Source organism: Prevotella sp. lc2012 (assembly GCF_900107065.1).
Lineage (GTDB): Bacteria > Bacteroidota > Bacteroidia > Bacteroidales > Bacteroidaceae > Prevotella.
This window is the reverse complement of the sequence record NZ_FNUF01000001.1, coordinates 546,519-564,143: the sequence shown is the minus strand read 5'-3', so window position 1 is coordinate 564,143 and position 17,625 is coordinate 546,519. Positions and strand designations below refer to the sequence as shown.

Annotated in this window: 10 protein-coding genes; 3 read left to right on the top strand and 7 right to left on the bottom strand. The window is 54.4% G+C overall.

Annotated elements, in window-relative coordinates; translation table 11 throughout:
• Positions 1–12: 12 nt before the first annotated feature.
• From BLU99_RS02500 to BLU99_RS02470, 7 genes are all read right to left on the bottom strand, one after another.
• A complete protein-coding gene (locus BLU99_RS02500) occupies positions 13–3,240 on the bottom strand; it encodes a UvrD-helicase domain-containing protein (protein WP_091899583.1) in 3,228 nt (1,075 codons plus the stop codon).
• Positions 3,234–5,255 (bottom strand): DUF5686 family protein, encoded by a 2,022-nt coding sequence (locus BLU99_RS02495; protein ID WP_144006077.1) that lies wholly within the window; start codon positions 5,253–5,255, stop codon positions 3,234–3,236. The genes BLU99_RS02500 and BLU99_RS02495 overlap by 7 nt, the downstream gene beginning before the upstream one ends.
• 2 nt (positions 5,256–5,257) lie before the next feature.
• Complete coding sequence (uvrA, locus tag BLU99_RS02490) at positions 5,258–8,137, bottom strand: excinuclease ABC subunit UvrA (protein ID WP_091899581.1); 2,880 nt, start codon at positions 8,135–8,137, stop codon at positions 5,258–5,260.
• 32 nt (positions 8,138–8,169) lie between these two features.
• The gene (locus BLU99_RS02485) at positions 8,170–9,609 is read right to left on the bottom strand and encodes a tagaturonate reductase (RefSeq protein WP_091899580.1); all 1,440 of its coding nucleotides are present in this window, start codon (positions 9,607–9,609) and stop codon (positions 8,170–8,172) included.
• Positions 9,610–10,234: 625 nt separating this feature from the next.
• Positions 10,235–11,821 (bottom strand): mannitol dehydrogenase family protein, encoded by a 1,587-nt coding sequence (locus tag BLU99_RS02480; RefSeq protein WP_091899579.1) that lies wholly within the window; start codon positions 11,819–11,821, stop codon positions 10,235–10,237.
• Positions 11,822–11,855: 34 nt separating this feature from the next.
• Positions 11,856–13,109: a mannonate dehydratase gene (gene uxuA, locus BLU99_RS02475; RefSeq protein WP_091899578.1), complete on the bottom strand. Its 1,254-nt coding sequence runs from the start codon at positions 13,107–13,109 to the stop codon at positions 11,856–11,858.
• Positions 13,110–13,184: 75 nt separating this feature from the next.
• Complete coding sequence (locus BLU99_RS02470) at positions 13,185–14,648, bottom strand: glycoside hydrolase family 10-like protein (RefSeq protein ID WP_369807689.1); 1,464 nt, start codon at positions 14,646–14,648, stop codon at positions 13,185–13,187.
• A 110-nt stretch (positions 14,649–14,758) separates the two neighbouring features.
• Here BLU99_RS02470 and BLU99_RS02465 point away from each other — a divergent pair, with 110 nt between their 5' ends.
• From BLU99_RS02465 to nadC, 3 genes are read left to right on the top strand one after another with little or no spacing between them, the layout of a single operon-like run.
• Positions 14,759–16,216: a carbon starvation CstA family protein gene (locus BLU99_RS02465; RefSeq protein ID WP_091899576.1), complete on the top strand. Its 1,458-nt coding sequence runs from the start codon at positions 14,759–14,761 to the stop codon at positions 16,214–16,216.
• A 26-nt stretch (positions 16,217–16,242) separates the two neighbouring features.
• A complete protein-coding gene (locus tag BLU99_RS02460) occupies positions 16,243–16,737 on the top strand; it encodes an outer membrane beta-barrel protein (protein ID WP_091899575.1) in 495 nt (164 codons plus the stop codon).
• 38 nt (positions 16,738–16,775) lie between these two features.
• Complete coding sequence (gene nadC / locus BLU99_RS02455; protein WP_091899574.1) at positions 16,776–17,624, top strand: carboxylating nicotinate-nucleotide diphosphorylase; 849 nt, start codon at positions 16,776–16,778, stop codon at positions 17,622–17,624.
• The last annotated feature ends 1 nt before the right edge of the window (position 17,625 follow it).

Genomic DNA, 17,625 nt, shown 5'->3' with positions numbered 1-17,625 from the left:
ATCTTAACGTTCTTACTTTACTTCTTCTATCTTGTTGCTGTAGACGTACCAGAGGTAGCCGGTGATGTGCTGGTGGCCCATGGAGGCAAGGAGACTCATGTATTCGCGTACCTGGTCGGGGTAGTCGGGCTTGGGTGAGCCGAACTTGAAGTCGACGACGACCCAGCGCTGGCCGTCGGTCATCACACGGTCGGGGCGGCGCTCCTTGACCTGTCCGTCTTCCGTCGTCAGGATCGTACACTCGTTGAAGAGTGTCCATCCAGGCGAGAACCACTCGGTCACCCGTGGATCGCTCAGTCGTTTCCTGATCATCTCTCCGATCTTCTCTGCCGTGATATGATCATCATAGAGCACCCCTTCGGACTGTAATCGTTGCAGGGCATCAGGGATGTCTGCGGTTGTCCTGATGGTAGAGAATATCTCATGCAGCACACTACCCGTCTGTATGAAACTCATCTGCTGGGCGCCCTCTCCGTCGTGTCCTTCCATGAACACACGACTGCGGTTGCTCTGACGGAAGCTGACCTTACGTCTGAAGCTCTTCATGCCAATATGGATGGGTGCGGGCGACTGCAGGAAGGGATTGGGCGATGGCGCGTCATGATCGTCGGACTGCCCGGGGGCGCCGAGAGCACCGTAATTGAAGACGATCGGCTGCTGCTCGTCATCCACACCTTCGAGCGTGGCCCCGGACATATCCTGTGCCACAAGCGGAAGACACTCTTGGATCAGAGCGCAACGGGAGTTCTTGGCATCTCTCTTGCCAATGACAAAGAGTCCTCGACGACTGCGGGTGAAGGCCACATAAAGCAGATTGAGATTGTCGACGGTGTTCTGCAGATGCTCATGCATATAGTCGCCTTCGTAGATGGTGCCTACCATCTGCTTCTGACTATAGTCGATCGGTGCGATAGGCAGGTCGGAGAACGGTGCTTCGGCCGGCCGGCACCAAAGGATGTTCCCCGACTTCTCCATCTGCCAGTCGCAGAAGGGGAGGATGACGTAACCGTATTCCAGTCCTTTCGACTTGTGAATGGAGAGAATACGCACACCGTCCGTCTCATCGCTCTGGATGGTCTTTCCGCAGATGGTCTCATCCCACTCGGTGAGGAAAGCCTCGATATCGGTGGTGTTCTCCTTGATATAGTCGGTGAGATAATCGTAGAACGTGTGGATATAGGCACTCTGCTCCTCCAACCGTTCCAGATCGAAGATGGTGAAGAGCGTTTCCACGAGATCGTAGATAGGCATAGTCAACAGTTCGTCGGTATGCTGGATGTAAGCCTCTGGCAGTAGCTTGTCGAGGTCGTTAGTGGCTAACAGCAGTTCCTGATCACGGACAGTTGTCTGCAGGATGTCGGTCTGGTAGCTTTTGATGATGGCAGCCTTGGTGAGGATGTCATCGGGATGGACAAGAAGACGAAGGGCATGAATGAGCAGGCGGACGGCACAGGAGGCGTCCAGACGGAATGCCTCGTCGGAGACGATGGTCACCTCCGGCATCTCCTCCAGGAAATGTCTGGCAATCAGTGGGATGTGAGCGTTAGAACGGACAAGGATGGCGATATCGCGCAGACTGACGCCCTGTGATTGCAGTTCCCTGACGGTCGTGGTCAACCGTTTGAATGTCTGGAGCTGATAGTCGTCGGCAGGTAACAGTTCGACGTGAACATACCCGTTGTCCTGCCGGTGGTCCGGCACCTGCTGTCTCACGTCAGCATAGGCCTTGTTCAGCTCTTCAGCCTCCGTCTTGCTGAGTTCGCTCTGTCCCTGATACTCCAGTTTGACGGCATGTTGGAAGAAGGTGTTGTTGAAGGTGATGATGTTACGTTCGGAGCGATAGTTCGTGCTGAGCGACCTGACTTCCATCTGTTGGTCAGAGAACTGCTGTTCGATACCGTTGAGCAGTCGCCAGTCGCCTGCCCGCCATCGGTAGATGCTCTGTTTGACGTCTCCGACGATCAGACTGCCATCTTCCTCATGACTGATGACATCGGACAGTAAGACCTTGAAGTTCTTCCATTGTACGGTAGAGGTGTCTTGGAACTCATCAATCATCACATGATGCAGCTGGGTGCCGATCTTCTCGAAGATAAAGGGCGAGTCGCTGCTGTCGATGAGCGAGTGGAGCAGCTGTTGGGTGTCACTGAGCAAAAAGCGGTTGGCGTTCTCGTTGATCTCATGCACCTTCCTCTCGATGCTACTCAGTAGTCTCAGCTGACTCAGGTGACGCAGGGTGAGGTCGGCCGACTTAAAGAGTCTCCATTGTTGGGAGCGCTCTTCTACGGCATAGCGCAGGATCTCACCCAACGAGGTCTCGGCCAGTGAGACGATATAGTCGTGCTGGGGGTGAGACTTAGCACACCATTTCTCAGGATTGTCCAGACAGTTGGCCACAGTGGCGTTCTCGATGCTTGGGTCGAAGATGCCCTTTCGCAGTTTCAGGAAGAAGCCGGCAATGCCTCGACTCTTATTGGCGAGATCATCGACGGTGAGTCCCTCGCCCTCAAGGGTGTCGAAGAAACTCTCTCCGATCTCTTTCATCCGGTCCTCAGCCCGTTGACGGATCTCGCGCAGCTGAGCGGTGTAGTTGTCGAAGAACCCCGGTTCTGCCAGTTTCTTCTCCAGATCATCACTCACCTCCTTGTACTCGTCGCGGAAGATGGTACGTCCGAATTTCTTGATCTGCGAGATCACATTCCACGACTTGTCGTCAGAGATGCTCTCCAGAATATACTTCATGATCCATTGGAGCACGATGTCGGTGGTACTGAGATCCTCGATCATCTGGTCGACGGCCATCTCTTCCACCTGTGTGTCGTTGAGGCCGATGCGCAGGTTCGTGGTCAGGTCGAGTTCCCTCGCCATATTCCGGAGGACACTCTGGAAGAAGGTGTCGATCGTCTGAACCTGGAAATAGTTGTAGTTGTGTATCAGGTTGTTGAGGGAGATGCCTGCCCGCTCACTGATCATCTTCGTTCCGAAGCCAGTGCTCTTCTGCACGGCATCCATGTATTTGGCAGAGTCGGGCAGCTGTTTCCAGATACCGTATAGCTGACTGAGGATACGGGTCTTCATCTCCTCCGTCGCCTTGTTGGTGAAGGTGACGGCAAGGATCGTACGGTAGCTCTGCGGATTCTCGATGAGCAGTCGTATGTACTCGGTGGCGAGGGTGAAGGTCTTTCCGCTGCCCGCACTCGCCTTATAGACGGTCAGTGGCTTTCTTTTGTTGGTTACCATCTTCTGAAGAGTTCAAATTCAAATTCCACACCGATCCTGTCGAAGTGGGTGTTCCGGAAACTGGCAAAGGCCCCTACGGAGATATAGCGGTTGGTGAAGCCGTAGCCGAGTTCGAAATAAGGGCGCGACTTCTCCAGGAGCACGGAACTGATATATAAGCGTTCTTTCTCGATGAACTTTCCCAGATAGGGAATCCAGGTGCCGATGAGCATCGGTGTCTCGTAGGAGACATGGCCGCGGAGGTAGTAGTCCGACTCGTTGTACTCCCGGCTCCTGAGCAGTTGGAAGTCGCCACTCCAGTCGTCATCCCATCCTTCCGGCAGGTTCCTGTCGCGGAAGTTGACGAAGTCCACGAAGAGGTTCTTCTCCTTACTGGTATAGAAGCCGCCGCCGGCACGGAGGTTCAGGATCCGGAGTCCAGGTATATGATGCTTCCATGAGGCGTCGAACTCCCATCTCTCATAGTTCAGGTCGGAGTGGTTGATGCCCTTGATACCTCTCTCCCAGTCGACGGAGAGGAGCGGACCGTATGTCCAAGGCTGGATCTTCACGCCGAGCATCGGTGCAAAACTGCAGTATTCGTCGGGCATGCCATACTGGCGCATCAGAGCCTTGTTGACGGCCGAGCGCCGGTGATAGACGAAGCCGCTCTCGATGTCAAGCCATGGGAAAATCATGATGTTATTGAACACCCGGAAGTGGTTGTCACGGAACTTGTCCATATCCCGTTTGTTCTCGATGAGCGAGTCCTGATAGATCTCGTCGATGACTTTCTGTACGCAGGAGTTACTGATACGGTTCCCGTTGCCGTAGACGATCTCCGCATATCCGTTACGTTTCGGGTTGTAGGTCATGCGCAGCGGCGCGGTGAAGTAGAGCTGTCGCTGTTTGAAGTTATAGCCGACGGTGGGGTCGAAGGTCAGGTAACGGTGTGGCGAGAAGGTGTATCTGGAGCGCAGTCTCATCTTATAGCGCAGACCATGATGCTCACTGTAGCTGAGGTAGAGCGGGTTGATGATTGGCGAGAGACGGAAGGAGGCCGGTCCGTTCTCTGCTGCGATGGGTGTGAAGAGATTCTCACCGATAGTATCCCAGAAAATCTTTTTCAGCAGACGCTGGTGACGCGACACGGTGTCGGGCGCGACGGTATCCTTCTCATGCTGTCGGTCATAGGCCTTGTATATCTGCCGGTCGGTCTCTGTCAGGGCTATAGGACGCAGGTCGCTCATCAGTCTGCGGCTCGACACCCTCTGGATGCTGTCGGGCAGAGGCTTCTGACAGTCGTAGTTCGCATCGAAGATAGCCGATATGCGGTTCCCCAGAAAACGGAAGGTGGCGGCGGTATTGCATTTTCTGGGAATCCCACTATCCGTCTCTTGTATGATCTCTGTGCGGAACGTGATCATATCGAACTCTCCGTTGAGTATGGTGCGGATGATACGGCCCGTCTCTGTCTCTACGATCGCATAGCCGTTGAGCAACTGTGTGTTGTACAGCTTCGGACGGAAGTCGATGCGTGTGGTGCCGTCGTTCAGTGTCCTTTGTCTGAACCGGTAGAACCTGTGGTTCACCTTGTTGAATGGCGACAGCATATGTCCGTCGTACAGATCGATGTCGTAGATGTTGGGTGTGATGAAGTTCAGCAGGGGCGACATGGCGTTTCTGTTTCTGCGGACGGTGCCGGCGAGCACCTGTCTGTTGATGGTCATGTCGTGGGCACTGTTGATGGTTACCCTGCTGTACGACTCACGGATATACTCCCGTGGATCTCTTGCCAGTGCGTACATAGACGGGATGAGCCAGAGGGTCGGATTGCGCTTCTCGACATTGTAGCGGCATTTCACGTAGATATTGTCCTCGAGTCCCTTGATGTCCTTCTTGTGCTCTTTCTGGTAGCTGTAGATACGGTTCAGGATGAGTGTGTCGGTCTTTTCCCAGGCCCACAGTGTGGCGGGCATGCTTGTGAGGAGAATGCCCATCATGACTGTGCGGATGGATGGTCGACCGTGTTTCACTGCTATTCCAGTTTTTCTTTCAGATAGTGCCCGGTGATGCTCTCTGGACAGGCGGCCACCTCCTCGGGTGTTCCCGCTACCACCAGACTGCCACCCCTGTCACCGCCGTCGGGACCGAGGTCAATCACGTGGTCGGCACATTTGATGATCTCCATGTTATGTTCGATGATCAGTATTGTGTGTCCTCGTTCGATGAGGGCATTGAACGCCTGTAATAGTCGTTGGATATCGTGGAAATGGAGTCCTGTCGTCGGCTCGTCGAAGATGAAGAGTGTCGGATCCTGTCGCTCCTGTCCGATGAAATAGGCCAGTTTTACGCGCTGGTTCTCACCGCCGGAGAGCGTGGATGAGTTCTGACCGAGTCTGATATAGCCGAGACCCACATCCTCGAGCGTCTTCAGGCGCTTCACGATCGTCTCTGTCGTTTGTCTTGTCTCCTTGTCGCCCTGTGCTCCCGACTCCCTGAAGAACTCCACGGCCTCAGAGATCGTCATGTTCAGTACGTCGTCGATGTTCTTCCCGTTGAAGGCCACATCGAGGATGTCTTTCTTGAAACGGTGACCATGACAGGCCTCGCACTCCAGCACAAGGTCGGCCATGAACTGCATCTCTACCGTGATCACACCGGCGCCCTTACATTCCTCGCATCGTCCGCCGTCGGCATTGAATGAGAAGTACTGTGGCGTGAAACCCATCTGCTGGGCTAATGGTTGCTTGGCAAACAGCTCTCGGATGGTGTCGTAGGCCTTGACATAGGTGGCGGGGTTCGAGCGTGTGGACTTACCGATGGGGTTCTGGTCCACGAACTCCACGTGTTTGATGGCACTGGTGTCACCGGCCAGACCCAGGTACTCGCCTGGCGCATCGCATACCTCACCGATATGACGCTTCATGGCAGGGTAGAGGATACCCTTGATGAGGGTCGACTTCCCGGAGCCGGAGACACCGGTGACGACGGTCATCACGTTCAACGGGATCTTGACGTCGATACCCTGGAGGTTGTTCATGCGGGCCCCCTTGATGTCGATATGCCGGTTCCACGGTCGCCGACTCTTCGGCATGGGTATCTTCTCGTCGTGGAGCAGATACTTCACCGTGTAGCTCTTCGGCCATCTCTTCAGGGCCTCATCGTCACCCAGTCTGTTGGTCTCCAGAATATCCTTTGTCTCACCTTCGAAGACGATCTCTCCGCCCAGTCGGCCGGCATCAGGACCGACATCGATCAGATAGTCGGCAGCGCGCATGATCTCCTCGTCGTGCTCGACGACGACGACGGTATTGCCCAGCGACTGCAGTTCCTTCAGCACATGAATCAGTCGGTCAGTGTCGCGTGTATGCAGGCCGATGCTCGGCTCGTCGAGGATATAGAGCGATCCCACCAGTGAACTGCCCAGTGAGGTACAGAGGTTGATACGCTGACTCTCGCCGCCGGAGAGGGTGTTGGAGAGACGGTTAAGGGTCAGATAACCCAGTCCTACGTCGAGGAGGAACTGCAGACGGTTTCTGATCTCCGTCAGCAGGCGACGGCCTACCTCCGCGTCATGTTCCGACAGTTCCAGACGGTCGAACCATTCCTTCAGTCGGACGACGGGCATCTGCACCAGGTCGGTGATGCTCCGTCCGCCGATCTTGACGTAGTTGGCCTCTGGCTTCAGTCGTGTCCCATGACAGACCGGACAAGTGGTCTTACCCCTGTACCGACTGAGCATCACCCGGTACTGTATCTTATACTGGTTCTCCGTCAGCATCTGGAAGAACGTGTCGATGCATGGTTTCTCCTTCTTCCCCTTGTCCGAGGGCAGACCGTGCCAGAGCCAGTCTTTCTGTTGCTGGGTCAGCTTCATGTATGGCTCGAAGATGGGGAAGTCGTCGTTGGCGGCATGCCGGCAGAACCAGTCTTTCCACTCCTTCATCTTCTCACCGTGCCAGCACACCACACACCCCTCATAGACCGACAGGGTCGTGTTGGGGATGACCAGTCGCTCGTCGATGCCGACGATACGACCGAAGCCCTGGCACTCCGGACAGGCACCTGCCGGGGAGTTGAACGAGAACATGTTGTCGTTGGGCTCTTCGAAGGTCATGCCGTCGGCCTCGAATTTCATGGAGAAATCATAGAAGATGTTCGAGGGCGGGAACAGCAGACGCAGCTCCCCATGTCCTTCAAAGAAAGCGGTCTCGGCAGAGTCCGTCAGTCGGGCGATGGCGTCCTTCGTGTCGTCCGCCGACAGACGGTCGATGACCAGAAAAAGTTCCTGGTGGTCGGGGTCGCCCATCGCCTCGGGCTTCTCCAGATAATCGTCGATGCGTACGACATCACCTCCCTGGGCTGGTCCCGGCGATACCCATATCCTGGCATATCCCTCTTGGAGGTATGCCTTCAGTTGACGCTCGAGTGTCCGTCCCTCCGGGAGGTGTATCGGGGCCATGACCATGAAACGGGTGCCCTTTGAGTATTCCAGCATCTTCTGTACGACATCCTCCGTAGAATGCTTCTTCACCTCCTCGCCGCTGATGGGGGAGTAGGTGCGCCCGATACGGGCATAGAGCAGTCGCAGGTACTCGTAGATCTCCGTCGAGGTGCCGACGGTACTACGAGGATTGCGCGAGATGACCTTCTGCTCGATGGCGATGGCAGGGGGGATGCCCTTGATGAAATCGCACTCAGGCTTGTTCATTCTGCCGAGGAACTGCCGGGCATAGCTCGACAGGCTCTCCACATAACGGCGCTGTCCTTCGGCATACAGTGTGTCGAAGGCTAAGGATGATTTTCCGGAGCCACTGACGCCGGCTATCACTACAAACTTGTTACGGGGAATCCTGACGTCAATGTTCTTCAGGTTATTGACTCTCGCCCCTTTGATTTCTATGGTGTTACTCAATGTCTTTATTCGGTATCTCAGTGTGTGAATTCTTACAAGACGCTCTTGACGGCCTCGAGCATGCCTACGCTCTGGATCAGGTCGAGGAACTGCTTGACCATCGTGTTCAGGCCGCTGATCTTGTTCAGGTCCTCCTGCCAGATAAACTCAGCACCAAGCACGCCGTCGGTCACCTGCTGCGTGTCGCCCGTCGCCCACAGCTCGTTCAGCAGATTCAGGATCTTCTCGTCGTCGTTGGGTGTGATGTCCGTACCATCGTCACGCTTGCCACCTTTGTAGTAAGTGATGATGGCCGCAAGACCGAACACCAGTCCTCGGGGCAACTCACCCTTGCGCTCCAGATAGGTCTTCACCCCAGGAAGGTCGCGGGCCTGGAACTTCGGGAACGAGTTCAGCATGATACTCGTCACCTGATGGTCGACATAGGGGTTGTCGAAGCGCTCCAGCACGTCGCCGGCAAACTTCTCCAACTCGTCCATCGGCAGGTCGAGGGTCTGCATCAGCTCGTCGAACTGCACCTTGTGGATGTACTTACTGATCACCTCATGGTTGCAGGCATCGCGAACGATGTCCACGCCGCTCAGGAAGGCCACGGGCGAGAGAACGGTATGCGGACCGTTGAGGAGGGTCACCTTACGCTTATGGTAGGGCTCCTCGGAGGGCACGAACAGTACATGCAGTCCGGCCTTGTCGGCAGGGAACTCGTTGGCCACCTCCTTCGGGGCCTCAATCACCCACAGGTGGAAGTTCTCGGCCTGTACGACGAGGTTGTCGCGATAGCCGATCTTCTCCTGGATCTCTGCGATCTCCTTACGAGGGAAGCCCGGAACGATACGGTCGACGAGGGTGGCATACACGCCGCAGGCCTCTTCGAACCAGGTCTTGAAGTCTTCGCCAAGGTTCCAGAGCTCGATATACTTATAGATACAGTCTTTCAGCACATGACCGTTCAGGAAGATCAGCTCACAGGGGAAGATGATGAGGCCCTTGCTTCTGTCGCCTCCGAACGTCTGGTAACGACGGTACAGCAGCTGCACCAGTTTGCCGGGATAGCTACTGGCGGGTGCATCGTCGATCTTACAGCTGGGATCGAAGGTGATACCGGCCTCGGTGGTATTGGAAATCACGAAGCGTATCTCCGGTTGGGCGGCCAGTGCCATGAAGGCGGCATGCTGGGTATAGGGGTTCAGCGCACGACTGATGACGTCGATGCGCTCCAGTGTGTTCACGGGTTGACCGTTCTCACGCCCCTGCAGGTTCACATGGTACAGACAGTCCTGACCATTGAGCATGTCTGCCATACCCTTCTCGATGGGCTGTACGACGACGACACTTCCGTTGAAGTCGGTCTTCTGGTCCATATTCCAGATAATCCAATCGACGAAGGCACGGAGGAAGTTTCCTTCTCCGAACTGAATCACCTTCTCAGGCATCACACTCTTAGGGGCAAATTGTTTGTTTAGTGGTTTCATTTTTAATTGATTGTTTTTTAGTTGTTCTTTTCTCGTTTTCTTGTTTTTTCCCTTTCGGGAAATATGCGAGTGCAAAAATACGGAAATAATACGAGACCGCCAAATCTGGAGTGTCATATTACGTTAAAATAATCGTAATCCCATACGGTCATCCGAGGACCCGGTGACGGGGTGTCTGACAACGGTAGAGCACGGTTATCTGTCGTGTCATGAAAAATGGCCTAAAAAAGTGGTGGCCGTATAACGTGAAAGAGAAAGGACTGGGAGGCTTAAAAGGGGCTTTTTAGGACTGATGACGACGATGTATGGGTCTGTGACCGTCAGACCCGTCTCCTTTCACTCAAAGAGATAGGCTCTACGACTCAAAGGGATGGCACTTACGAGTGAAAGGGATAATCTCTTATAGGGTATAGGGATTATCTCTTACACTTGTGGGCCTTATCTGAATGACTCTTAGGCCCTATCTCCATGACTGTAAACTGGGGGATGCGAAAAAGAGAATGTAACCGCCATAGTATCAGACGGTTGCGCTGGATACTTAAAACTCGCATATTCGTGCCCCATCAGAGGTGGGATGACGAATATGCGAGTTATGAGCGTCTATTTGTAAAGATAAATACTTCTATTATCTGGCCGATACGTATTTGTGGAGCGTCTGGCGAACGGCACCGGGACCGGCATAAAGCTCCTTCACCATACCCTCGATCTGTTCACCGAGACCGGCCTCGTAGAGGTCGACACCGAAGACGTCCTTACGACTATAGAGCTGCTTCAGCGGACTCCAGTCCTGGTCGGCCTTGCCAATCTCGAGGGGGGCGACGATGGCCTGCATCTCCGCCAGCATGGGGTCGGGAGAGGGCTCGAACGCCGTGCCGTCGTCCTTGATACCTTTCAAGTAACGGGCATAGCCTGCCAGGGTGAGAGGGATGAGCACGAGGTTCGACATGTCGAGACCACGGGCGATATACTTCTTGATGGTCTCACCGAAGCGGATAGGCAGCTTCTGTGAGGTGTCGCAGGCGATGCGCTGCGGCGCGTCGGGCATGAACGGGTTGGGCAGACGACGGTTGATGACGGCACCGATGAACTCGTAGGGGTTCAGTACACCGGGGTCGGTGACCACCGGCATGGCCTCCATGTAACCGATCTTCTGGATGAACGGGCGCAGATCCTCGTCGGCCATCTCGGCAGAGATGAGCGTGTAGCCCAGCATACAACCGTAGATGGACATCGCTGTGTGGAGCGGGTTCAGACAGGTGGTCACCTTCATCGTCTCAACCTTATCCACCGTCTCACGGGTGGTGTAGAGGGCACCGCCGAGGTCGAGCGGGGGACGACCGTTGGTATAGTGGTCCTCGATGACGAGGTACTGCACTTCCTCTGCGTTCACGAACGGAGCGGTGAAGGTGTGCTTCTCGGTCTCGATATAGTCGTTGTCGGCGAAGCCGTCGGCGGCCAGCATCTCCTTGACCCTCTCGTGAGGACGGGGTGTGATCTTGTCGATCATCGACCAGGGGAAGGTGATCTTCGTCTCGTCCTTCAGGTAGTCGAGGAAGGCTTGGTCTGTCAGACCATCCTGCACCCAGCGCTCGGCATAGGCGAAGACGCCGGCCTTCACCTTGTCGCCGTTGTGCGAGCAGTTGTCCATCGACTGGATGGTGAGGGGCAGCTGACCGGCTTTCCAGCGCTCGTAGAGCAGGGCGCAGACCTTACCCATGGCGAAGAGGGGCTTCAGACCTCGGGCGAGATCGGCCTCGTTGTAGGTATAGCCTTTCTCGGTGATGGTGAACGAGATCATCTGCAGACTCGGGTTCCGGAAGATCTCTACCAGACGGTTCCAGTCGTCGAACTGCGGATCGGCCTTCAGGGCCTCGGTCACTGATGCTATCACCTTTTTCTCGATGGTGCCGGTCGACTGCAGACTGACTAGCAGCGAGAGGTTGTTGTAAGGCGCGTAGGCCTTGTCGATAACCTCGAAGTCGAAGGTCTCGGCCACGATGACGCCACGATCGTACTTGCCTGTGTTCAGGGCATCGTTGAGGATGGCGGCAGGGAAGGCGCGGAAGATGTTTCCACCCCCGAAGTGTACCCATGTAGGCTCCTTGGCGGTCTTCTCACGAACCTTTGCGATGTCGAATTTCGGAAGCTGATATCCCTTGGCTTCCCATTCCGCGGCATTAAACTGTCCGCTCAGTATGTCATTCAGTTTCATAACTTCAATCTTTCAATTCTTCAATTCTTCAATCCTAATCAAAGAATCCGGGTTGTTTGTATTCAATTCCTAATTCACGGTCGACGGTGGCGAGGATGCCCTGCACCTGTCCGAGGGCGAACATACGTCCCAGGAGGGTGTAACCGGCATTATGACCGTGACTCGACTCATCCATGATACCACCGGGCTCGTCGGTGAAGGTCATGCCGTGATCGACACGCATCGGCAGGGAGGGATTCTCCTTTTCGAAGATGCGGCAGAGCTCGATGAGGTCGGCACGACCACCCAGGTGCGAAGCCTCGGTGAAGTCGCCATTGGGGAAGATATGGCAAGAGCGCAGATGCACGAAGTGGGTTCGTGACGCGAACTTCTTCGCCATCTCCACCACCTGATTATAGGCGCCTGCAGAGAGTGAACCGGCACAGAAGGTGAGACCATTGTGCTTGTTGGGTACGGCATCGAGGAACCACTGGATATCCTCCTCGGTGCGAACGATACGCGGCAGACCGAGCACCTCGATGGGGGGGTCGTCGGGATGTACGCACATATTCATATTGTATTCCTCGCATGTCGGCATGATGGCCTCGAGGAAGTATTTCATGTTAGCACGGAGCTGGGCCTTGTCGATGCCTTTGTAGAGATCGAGGAAGTCGCGGAACTTCTGGATCGGCGCCTCGTCGTTCTCACTGAAATTACCCGACACGAAGCCCTGTGTCTTGATGATGATGGTGTCTACCAGCGCATGATCCTTCTCCGGGGTCATCGTCTTGGCGAGCTCGTCGGCCTCGGCCAGTACGTTACGCCCTGCACCGACACCTTCGGGGAACTGGAACTTCGCCCATTCCTCACGGGCTCCCTCACGCTTCAGGATATAGATGTCGAAGTAGGCGAACTCGGCATAGTTGAAGTAGAGGTTGGTGGAGCCGTTGGGATTGTTGTGGAACAGATCGGTGCGCGCCCAGTCGAGCACAGGCATGAAATTGTAGCAGATGCAGTGGATACCCTCTGCGGAGAGGTTACGCAAGGACTCCTTGTAAACCTCGATCTGATGGTCGCGGTCTGGTCCTCCGTATTTGATCGTCTCCACCACGGGCAGACTCTCTACGACGCTCCAGCGCATGCCGTAGCTTTCAATGTATTCGCGCAAGTCGCGGATCTTCTCACGCGTCCATACTTCTCCGAGGGGAACATCGTGCAAGGCTGTGACGATGCCCTCTACACCGATTTGCTTGAGCATGGCAAGTGTGATCTTGTCTTTCTTGCCAAACCATCTCCATGTTCTTTCCATATCTGATTTGTTTTATATTTGTTAGAATGGGTGCAAAATTAGTCATTTCCCGGTAAAAGCAGTTGTCTTTTTAGCTCATTTTCTTTTGTATTTGTTCATTCCGGGTGATTTCCCGACGATGAGCTGACGGGTGTCCAGAGGTTTATGCGCTTTATCGATATCCTTCCCATGATCCAGTGGGGCGCTCTCGTTGCCGTATCTGTCGACGGCGGTCACGGCATAGTAGAGGGTGCGCCCTTGGTGGGGCACATGGAGTGAGCATGCTCTCTGTCGGGTGACAAGGAGGTTGCGCGCCTCACGGGTGTCGACGGGATAGGTGTCGGAGGCATATACATTATATAATAGGTAGTCGGCTCCGGAGTGGTCCTTGGCCCCATACCAGGACAGTTGGTCGGTCGTCATGCCTCGTTTGACCTGAAGGACCTTGACCGGACTAGGCGCCTGGCGACGGGCCCATGTCATAGGTGGGATGAGGGAAGGGTATTGGTTAAAGTGTCTCGTGAACGAATAGACGCCTTTCGTATTGTCAGTAAAGAACTTAGAACGGAAGAACGTGTATCCGAGGCCTTGCGCCCTCAGCACACTCATCTCTCGCTGGACGATGTCGAGACTCCAGTCTTTCTCCCTCGGATGAAGCATATAGATGGCCAGTCCGGGAGCCACGATACGTCCGTAGCTATGTTCTTTCCAGTCAACAGTGAACGGGAAGAAGTGATTGCCCTGGAAATACATCATCGGGAAGAGCGCATCCATCAGTCCGTCGCGCAGCCACCCTTGGGCATCCTGGCAGACCGTCGTGTAGGCGTTCCAACCGGCACTCTGGTAACGACTCAGGTCGTCGAACTTGCCGACAGGTGAACAGGACACTTTCACCCAGGGTTTCTCGGCTTTGACTTGTGCGCTAATTTTTCTGACAATATCAGTGATGTACTGGCGCCCCTGCTGCCGACTTACCTTCAGCTTCCATGTCTCCGGATAACGGATATAGTCGAGGTGGATGCCGTCGACATCATAACGACGGGTGACCTCGCGGCAGAACTGCGCCAGATAGTCGCCTGTCTGTGGCATCTCCGGATTCATGTAACCCTCCTCGCCAATCTTCCGGATCAGACGAGGGAACTTCGCCCGTAGCTGTTTACAACCGTCCGTGTTCCATTTCCCCACAGGGATGGTGACAATCCAGGCATGGCACTCCATGCCGCGCTTGTGGCACTCGTCGATACAGAACTGCAACGGGTCGTATCCCGGTGAGGTGCCCGGTCGACCAGTGACGCAGACGTCCCACGGCTCCATGGCGGAGGGGAAGATGGTGGTCGCTCGGACACGGGTCTGTATGAGTACGGTGTTGATATGGGCACGCTGCAACTGGTCGAGAATGCCGATGAGCTCCTGCCGCTGTTGGTAGGGGTCGTATGTGTGGGGCCAGTCAATACCGCCGATGGTCGTGAGCCAGACGGCTCTTACTTCGTGTTTGGGGGGCTGTGCGAGCGTGGTCTGCACAAGCAGAAGAAGGAGGGTAATACGTATGATCGTTTTCAAAATAACAGTGCTCAATAAAAATTTTGGTGCAAAGTTAGCAGATTTTTTCCATTTCTCAAATAAAAACATTACTTTTGCAAGCAAAAGATTCATAAAATAATTTTCAGACAATGATTTCTTTTGTGTTGAGCCTTGTTGCTCTTGTGTTGGGCTATCTCTTATACGGACGCTTCGTGGAACGGGTGTTCGCGCCTGATGGCCGTGTAACGCCTGCCGTTGCCAAAGCCGACGGGTTGGATTATATCGTGCTTCCCAACTGGAAGATCTTCATGATTCAGTTTCTGAACATTGCTGGTACAGGACCAATCTTCGGTGCCATCATGGGTGCGAAGTTCGGACCTGTGGCCTACCTGTGGATCGTCTTCGGATGTATCTTTGCCGGAGCCACCCACGACTATCTCTCAGGTATGCTCTCCATGCGTCATGGCGGAGCCGGTCTTCCGGAACTGATTGGTCAGTATCTGGGTAAGACCACGAAGAGCGTGATGCTGGTGTTCACGGTCTTGCTGCTTGTCATGGTAGGTACGGTGTTCGTATATTCACCGGCAGAGATCCTGCATTCCATCGGCGGTGAGACGATGATGTGGGTCATTATCATATTTGCCTATTATATCATTGCTACGATGCTGCCTATCGATAAGATCATCGGTAAGGTCTATCCGCTGTTCGCCTTCTCACTGCTGTTTATGGCAGGCGCCCTGATGATATGGCTCTTCCTGCATTGGCCCACGGTACCAGAGCTCTGGACGAACCTCTATAATATGGGGGCTGCCACGGAACCAGATAAGTGGACAGACCAGATATTCCCCTGTCTGTTTATCACCGTTGCGTGTGGTGCCATCTCCGGTTTCCACGCCACACAGAGTCCGCTGATGGCTCGTTGTATGAAGAGTGAGCGGATGGGACGTCCGATCTTCTATGGTGCCATGATCACGGAGGGTATGGTGGCTCTGATATGGGCGACGGTATCGGCCTGGTTCTTCTACGGTGATCCTGCACCGGGCTATGAGCTGATCGAGGCTGCTACCAACGGCTTTCATACGTCGGCTCCCGCCGTGGTGAACCTGGTATGCAACGACTGGTTGGGTGTGGCAGGCGCCGTCCTGGCGATGCTGGGTGTCGTGGCTGCTCCTATCACCTCTGGAGATACGGCCTTCCGCTCTGGTCGTCTGATCGTAGCCGAGTGGCTTAAGATGGACCAGCGTCCTATCCCGAAACGACTGTATATCTGTGTGCCGATGTTCGCATGCTCTATCGCCATGCTCGTCTGGCAGATCGAGAACCCGGACGGCTTCAATACTATTTGGCAGTATTTCGGTTGGTCGAACCAAGCCCTGTCGGTATTCACGCTCTGGACGCTTACCGTCTATCTGGTACGGCAGAAGAAGCCTTTCTGGATCACCTTGATTCCGGCACTCTTCATGACGACCGTCTGCTCCACGTTCCTCTTCGTGTCGAAGCAGGCCTTCCATCTGCCGGCTTGTGTGGGTTATGGACTGGGACTGGCGTGTCTTGTCGTGGCCGTCGTGTGGTTTACCGTATGGTATAAAAGAACAATCAAAAGTTAGTAATAAATAAAAAAAGGAAAAGGTTTATGAAAAAGTTAGCAATGACAGTTGTCGCCCTGGTCATGGCGATCAGTGCGAATGCACAATACCTGAATGATCCGCAGAATGTGTTTTACGAAGGAAAATGGTATATCGGCGCTTCGGCCTCTGGTCTTGACCTGAGTTGGCATAAGTCGACAGAGATGTCGTTGAACGTGGATGCGAAGGCCGGTTATTTCTTCACAGACGACTGGATGATTACCGGTACATTGGGATATAATGCTCAGACAGATTGCTCAAGTTCTATCAAGGTCGGTGCCGGTATCCGATACTATTTCGAGAGCTGTGGCGTCTATGTGGGAGCCTTGTGCAACTATCTGCATAGGGGTGGTGATGACTTCCGTCCTGAACTGAACGTGGGCTATGCCTACTTCCTCTCGCGCCATATCACCATTGAGCCGGAGGCGTATTATGAGTACAGCACAGAGAGTCATGGTAATCGCGGATTTGGTGTCCGTGTGGGCTTCGGACTGTATTTCTAAAAATAAGAAGGTAAATAAAGTAAAAAGTATAAAGGTATATGCTGAGTGTAGAAGAACTTGTTGACAGACTGATTGATCTGTCGTTTGCTGAGGATATCGGTGATGGTGATCATACCACCCTTTGTTGTATCCCTGATGACGCGATGGGAAAGTCGCGCCTGCTCATCAAGGAAGATGGTATCCTCGCAGGTGTGGAGATTGCCAAGGAGGTGTTCCGCCGCTTCGATCCCACCATGCAGGTGGAGGTGCTGATGCAGGATGGGGCACGAGTGAAGAAAGGCGATGTCGCCATGATCGTTACTGGAAAGATACGTTCTCTGCTTCAGACAGAACGCCTGATGCTGAATATCATGCAGCGCATGAGTGGTATCGCCACGATGACCGACAAGTATGTGCAGCGCCTGAAAGGAACTCGTACGAGGGTGCTTGACACCCGGAAGACCACCCCGGGCATGCGTATGCTTGAGAAGCAGGCCGTGAAGATCGGCGGCGGTTGTAACCATCGTATCGGACTCTTCGATATGATCCTGCTGAAGGATAACCATGTGGACTTCGCCGGTGGTATCACCAACGCCATCGATCGTTGTCATGCTTATCTCAAGGAGAAGGGCCTCGACCTGAAGATCGAGATTGAGGTGCGTAGCTTCGACGAGTTACAGCAGGTGCTCGATCATGGTGGTGTGGACCGTATCATGCTCGACAACTTCTCTGTGCCCGACACGAAGAAGGCGGTGGATATCATCGGTGGTCGGTATGAGACCGAGTCGAGTGGGGGAATCACCTATGATACCATCCGCGACTATGCCGAGCAGGGCGTCGATTATATCTCTGTGGGAGCCCTTACTCATTCGGTAAAGGGACTTGATATGTCATTTAAAGCTTGCTAAA

What these genes read in the sequence shown, in the direction of transcription:
- BLU99_RS02500 (WP_091899583.1), bottom strand. Translation starts at nt 3,240, where the DNA reads ATGGTAACCAACAAAAGAAAGCCACTGACCGTCTATAAGGCGAGTGCG.
- BLU99_RS02485 (WP_091899580.1), bottom strand. Translation starts at nt 9,609, where the DNA reads ATGAAACCACTAAACAAACAATTTGCCCCTAAGAGTGTGATGCCTGAG.
- BLU99_RS02480 (WP_091899579.1), bottom strand. Translation starts at nt 11,821, where the DNA reads ATGAAACTGAATGACATACTGAGCGGACAGTTTAATGCCGCGGAATGG.
- uxuA (WP_091899578.1), bottom strand. Translation starts at nt 13,109, where the DNA reads ATGGAAAGAACATGGAGATGGTTTGGCAAGAAAGACAAGATCACACTT.
- BLU99_RS02465 (WP_091899576.1), top strand. Translation starts at nt 14,759, where the DNA reads ATGATTTCTTTTGTGTTGAGCCTTGTTGCTCTTGTGTTGGGCTATCTC.
- BLU99_RS02460 (WP_091899575.1), top strand. Translation starts at nt 16,243, where the DNA reads ATGAAAAAGTTAGCAATGACAGTTGTCGCCCTGGTCATGGCGATCAGT.
- nadC (WP_091899574.1), top strand. Translation starts at nt 16,776, where the DNA reads ATGCTGAGTGTAGAAGAACTTGTTGACAGACTGATTGATCTGTCGTTT.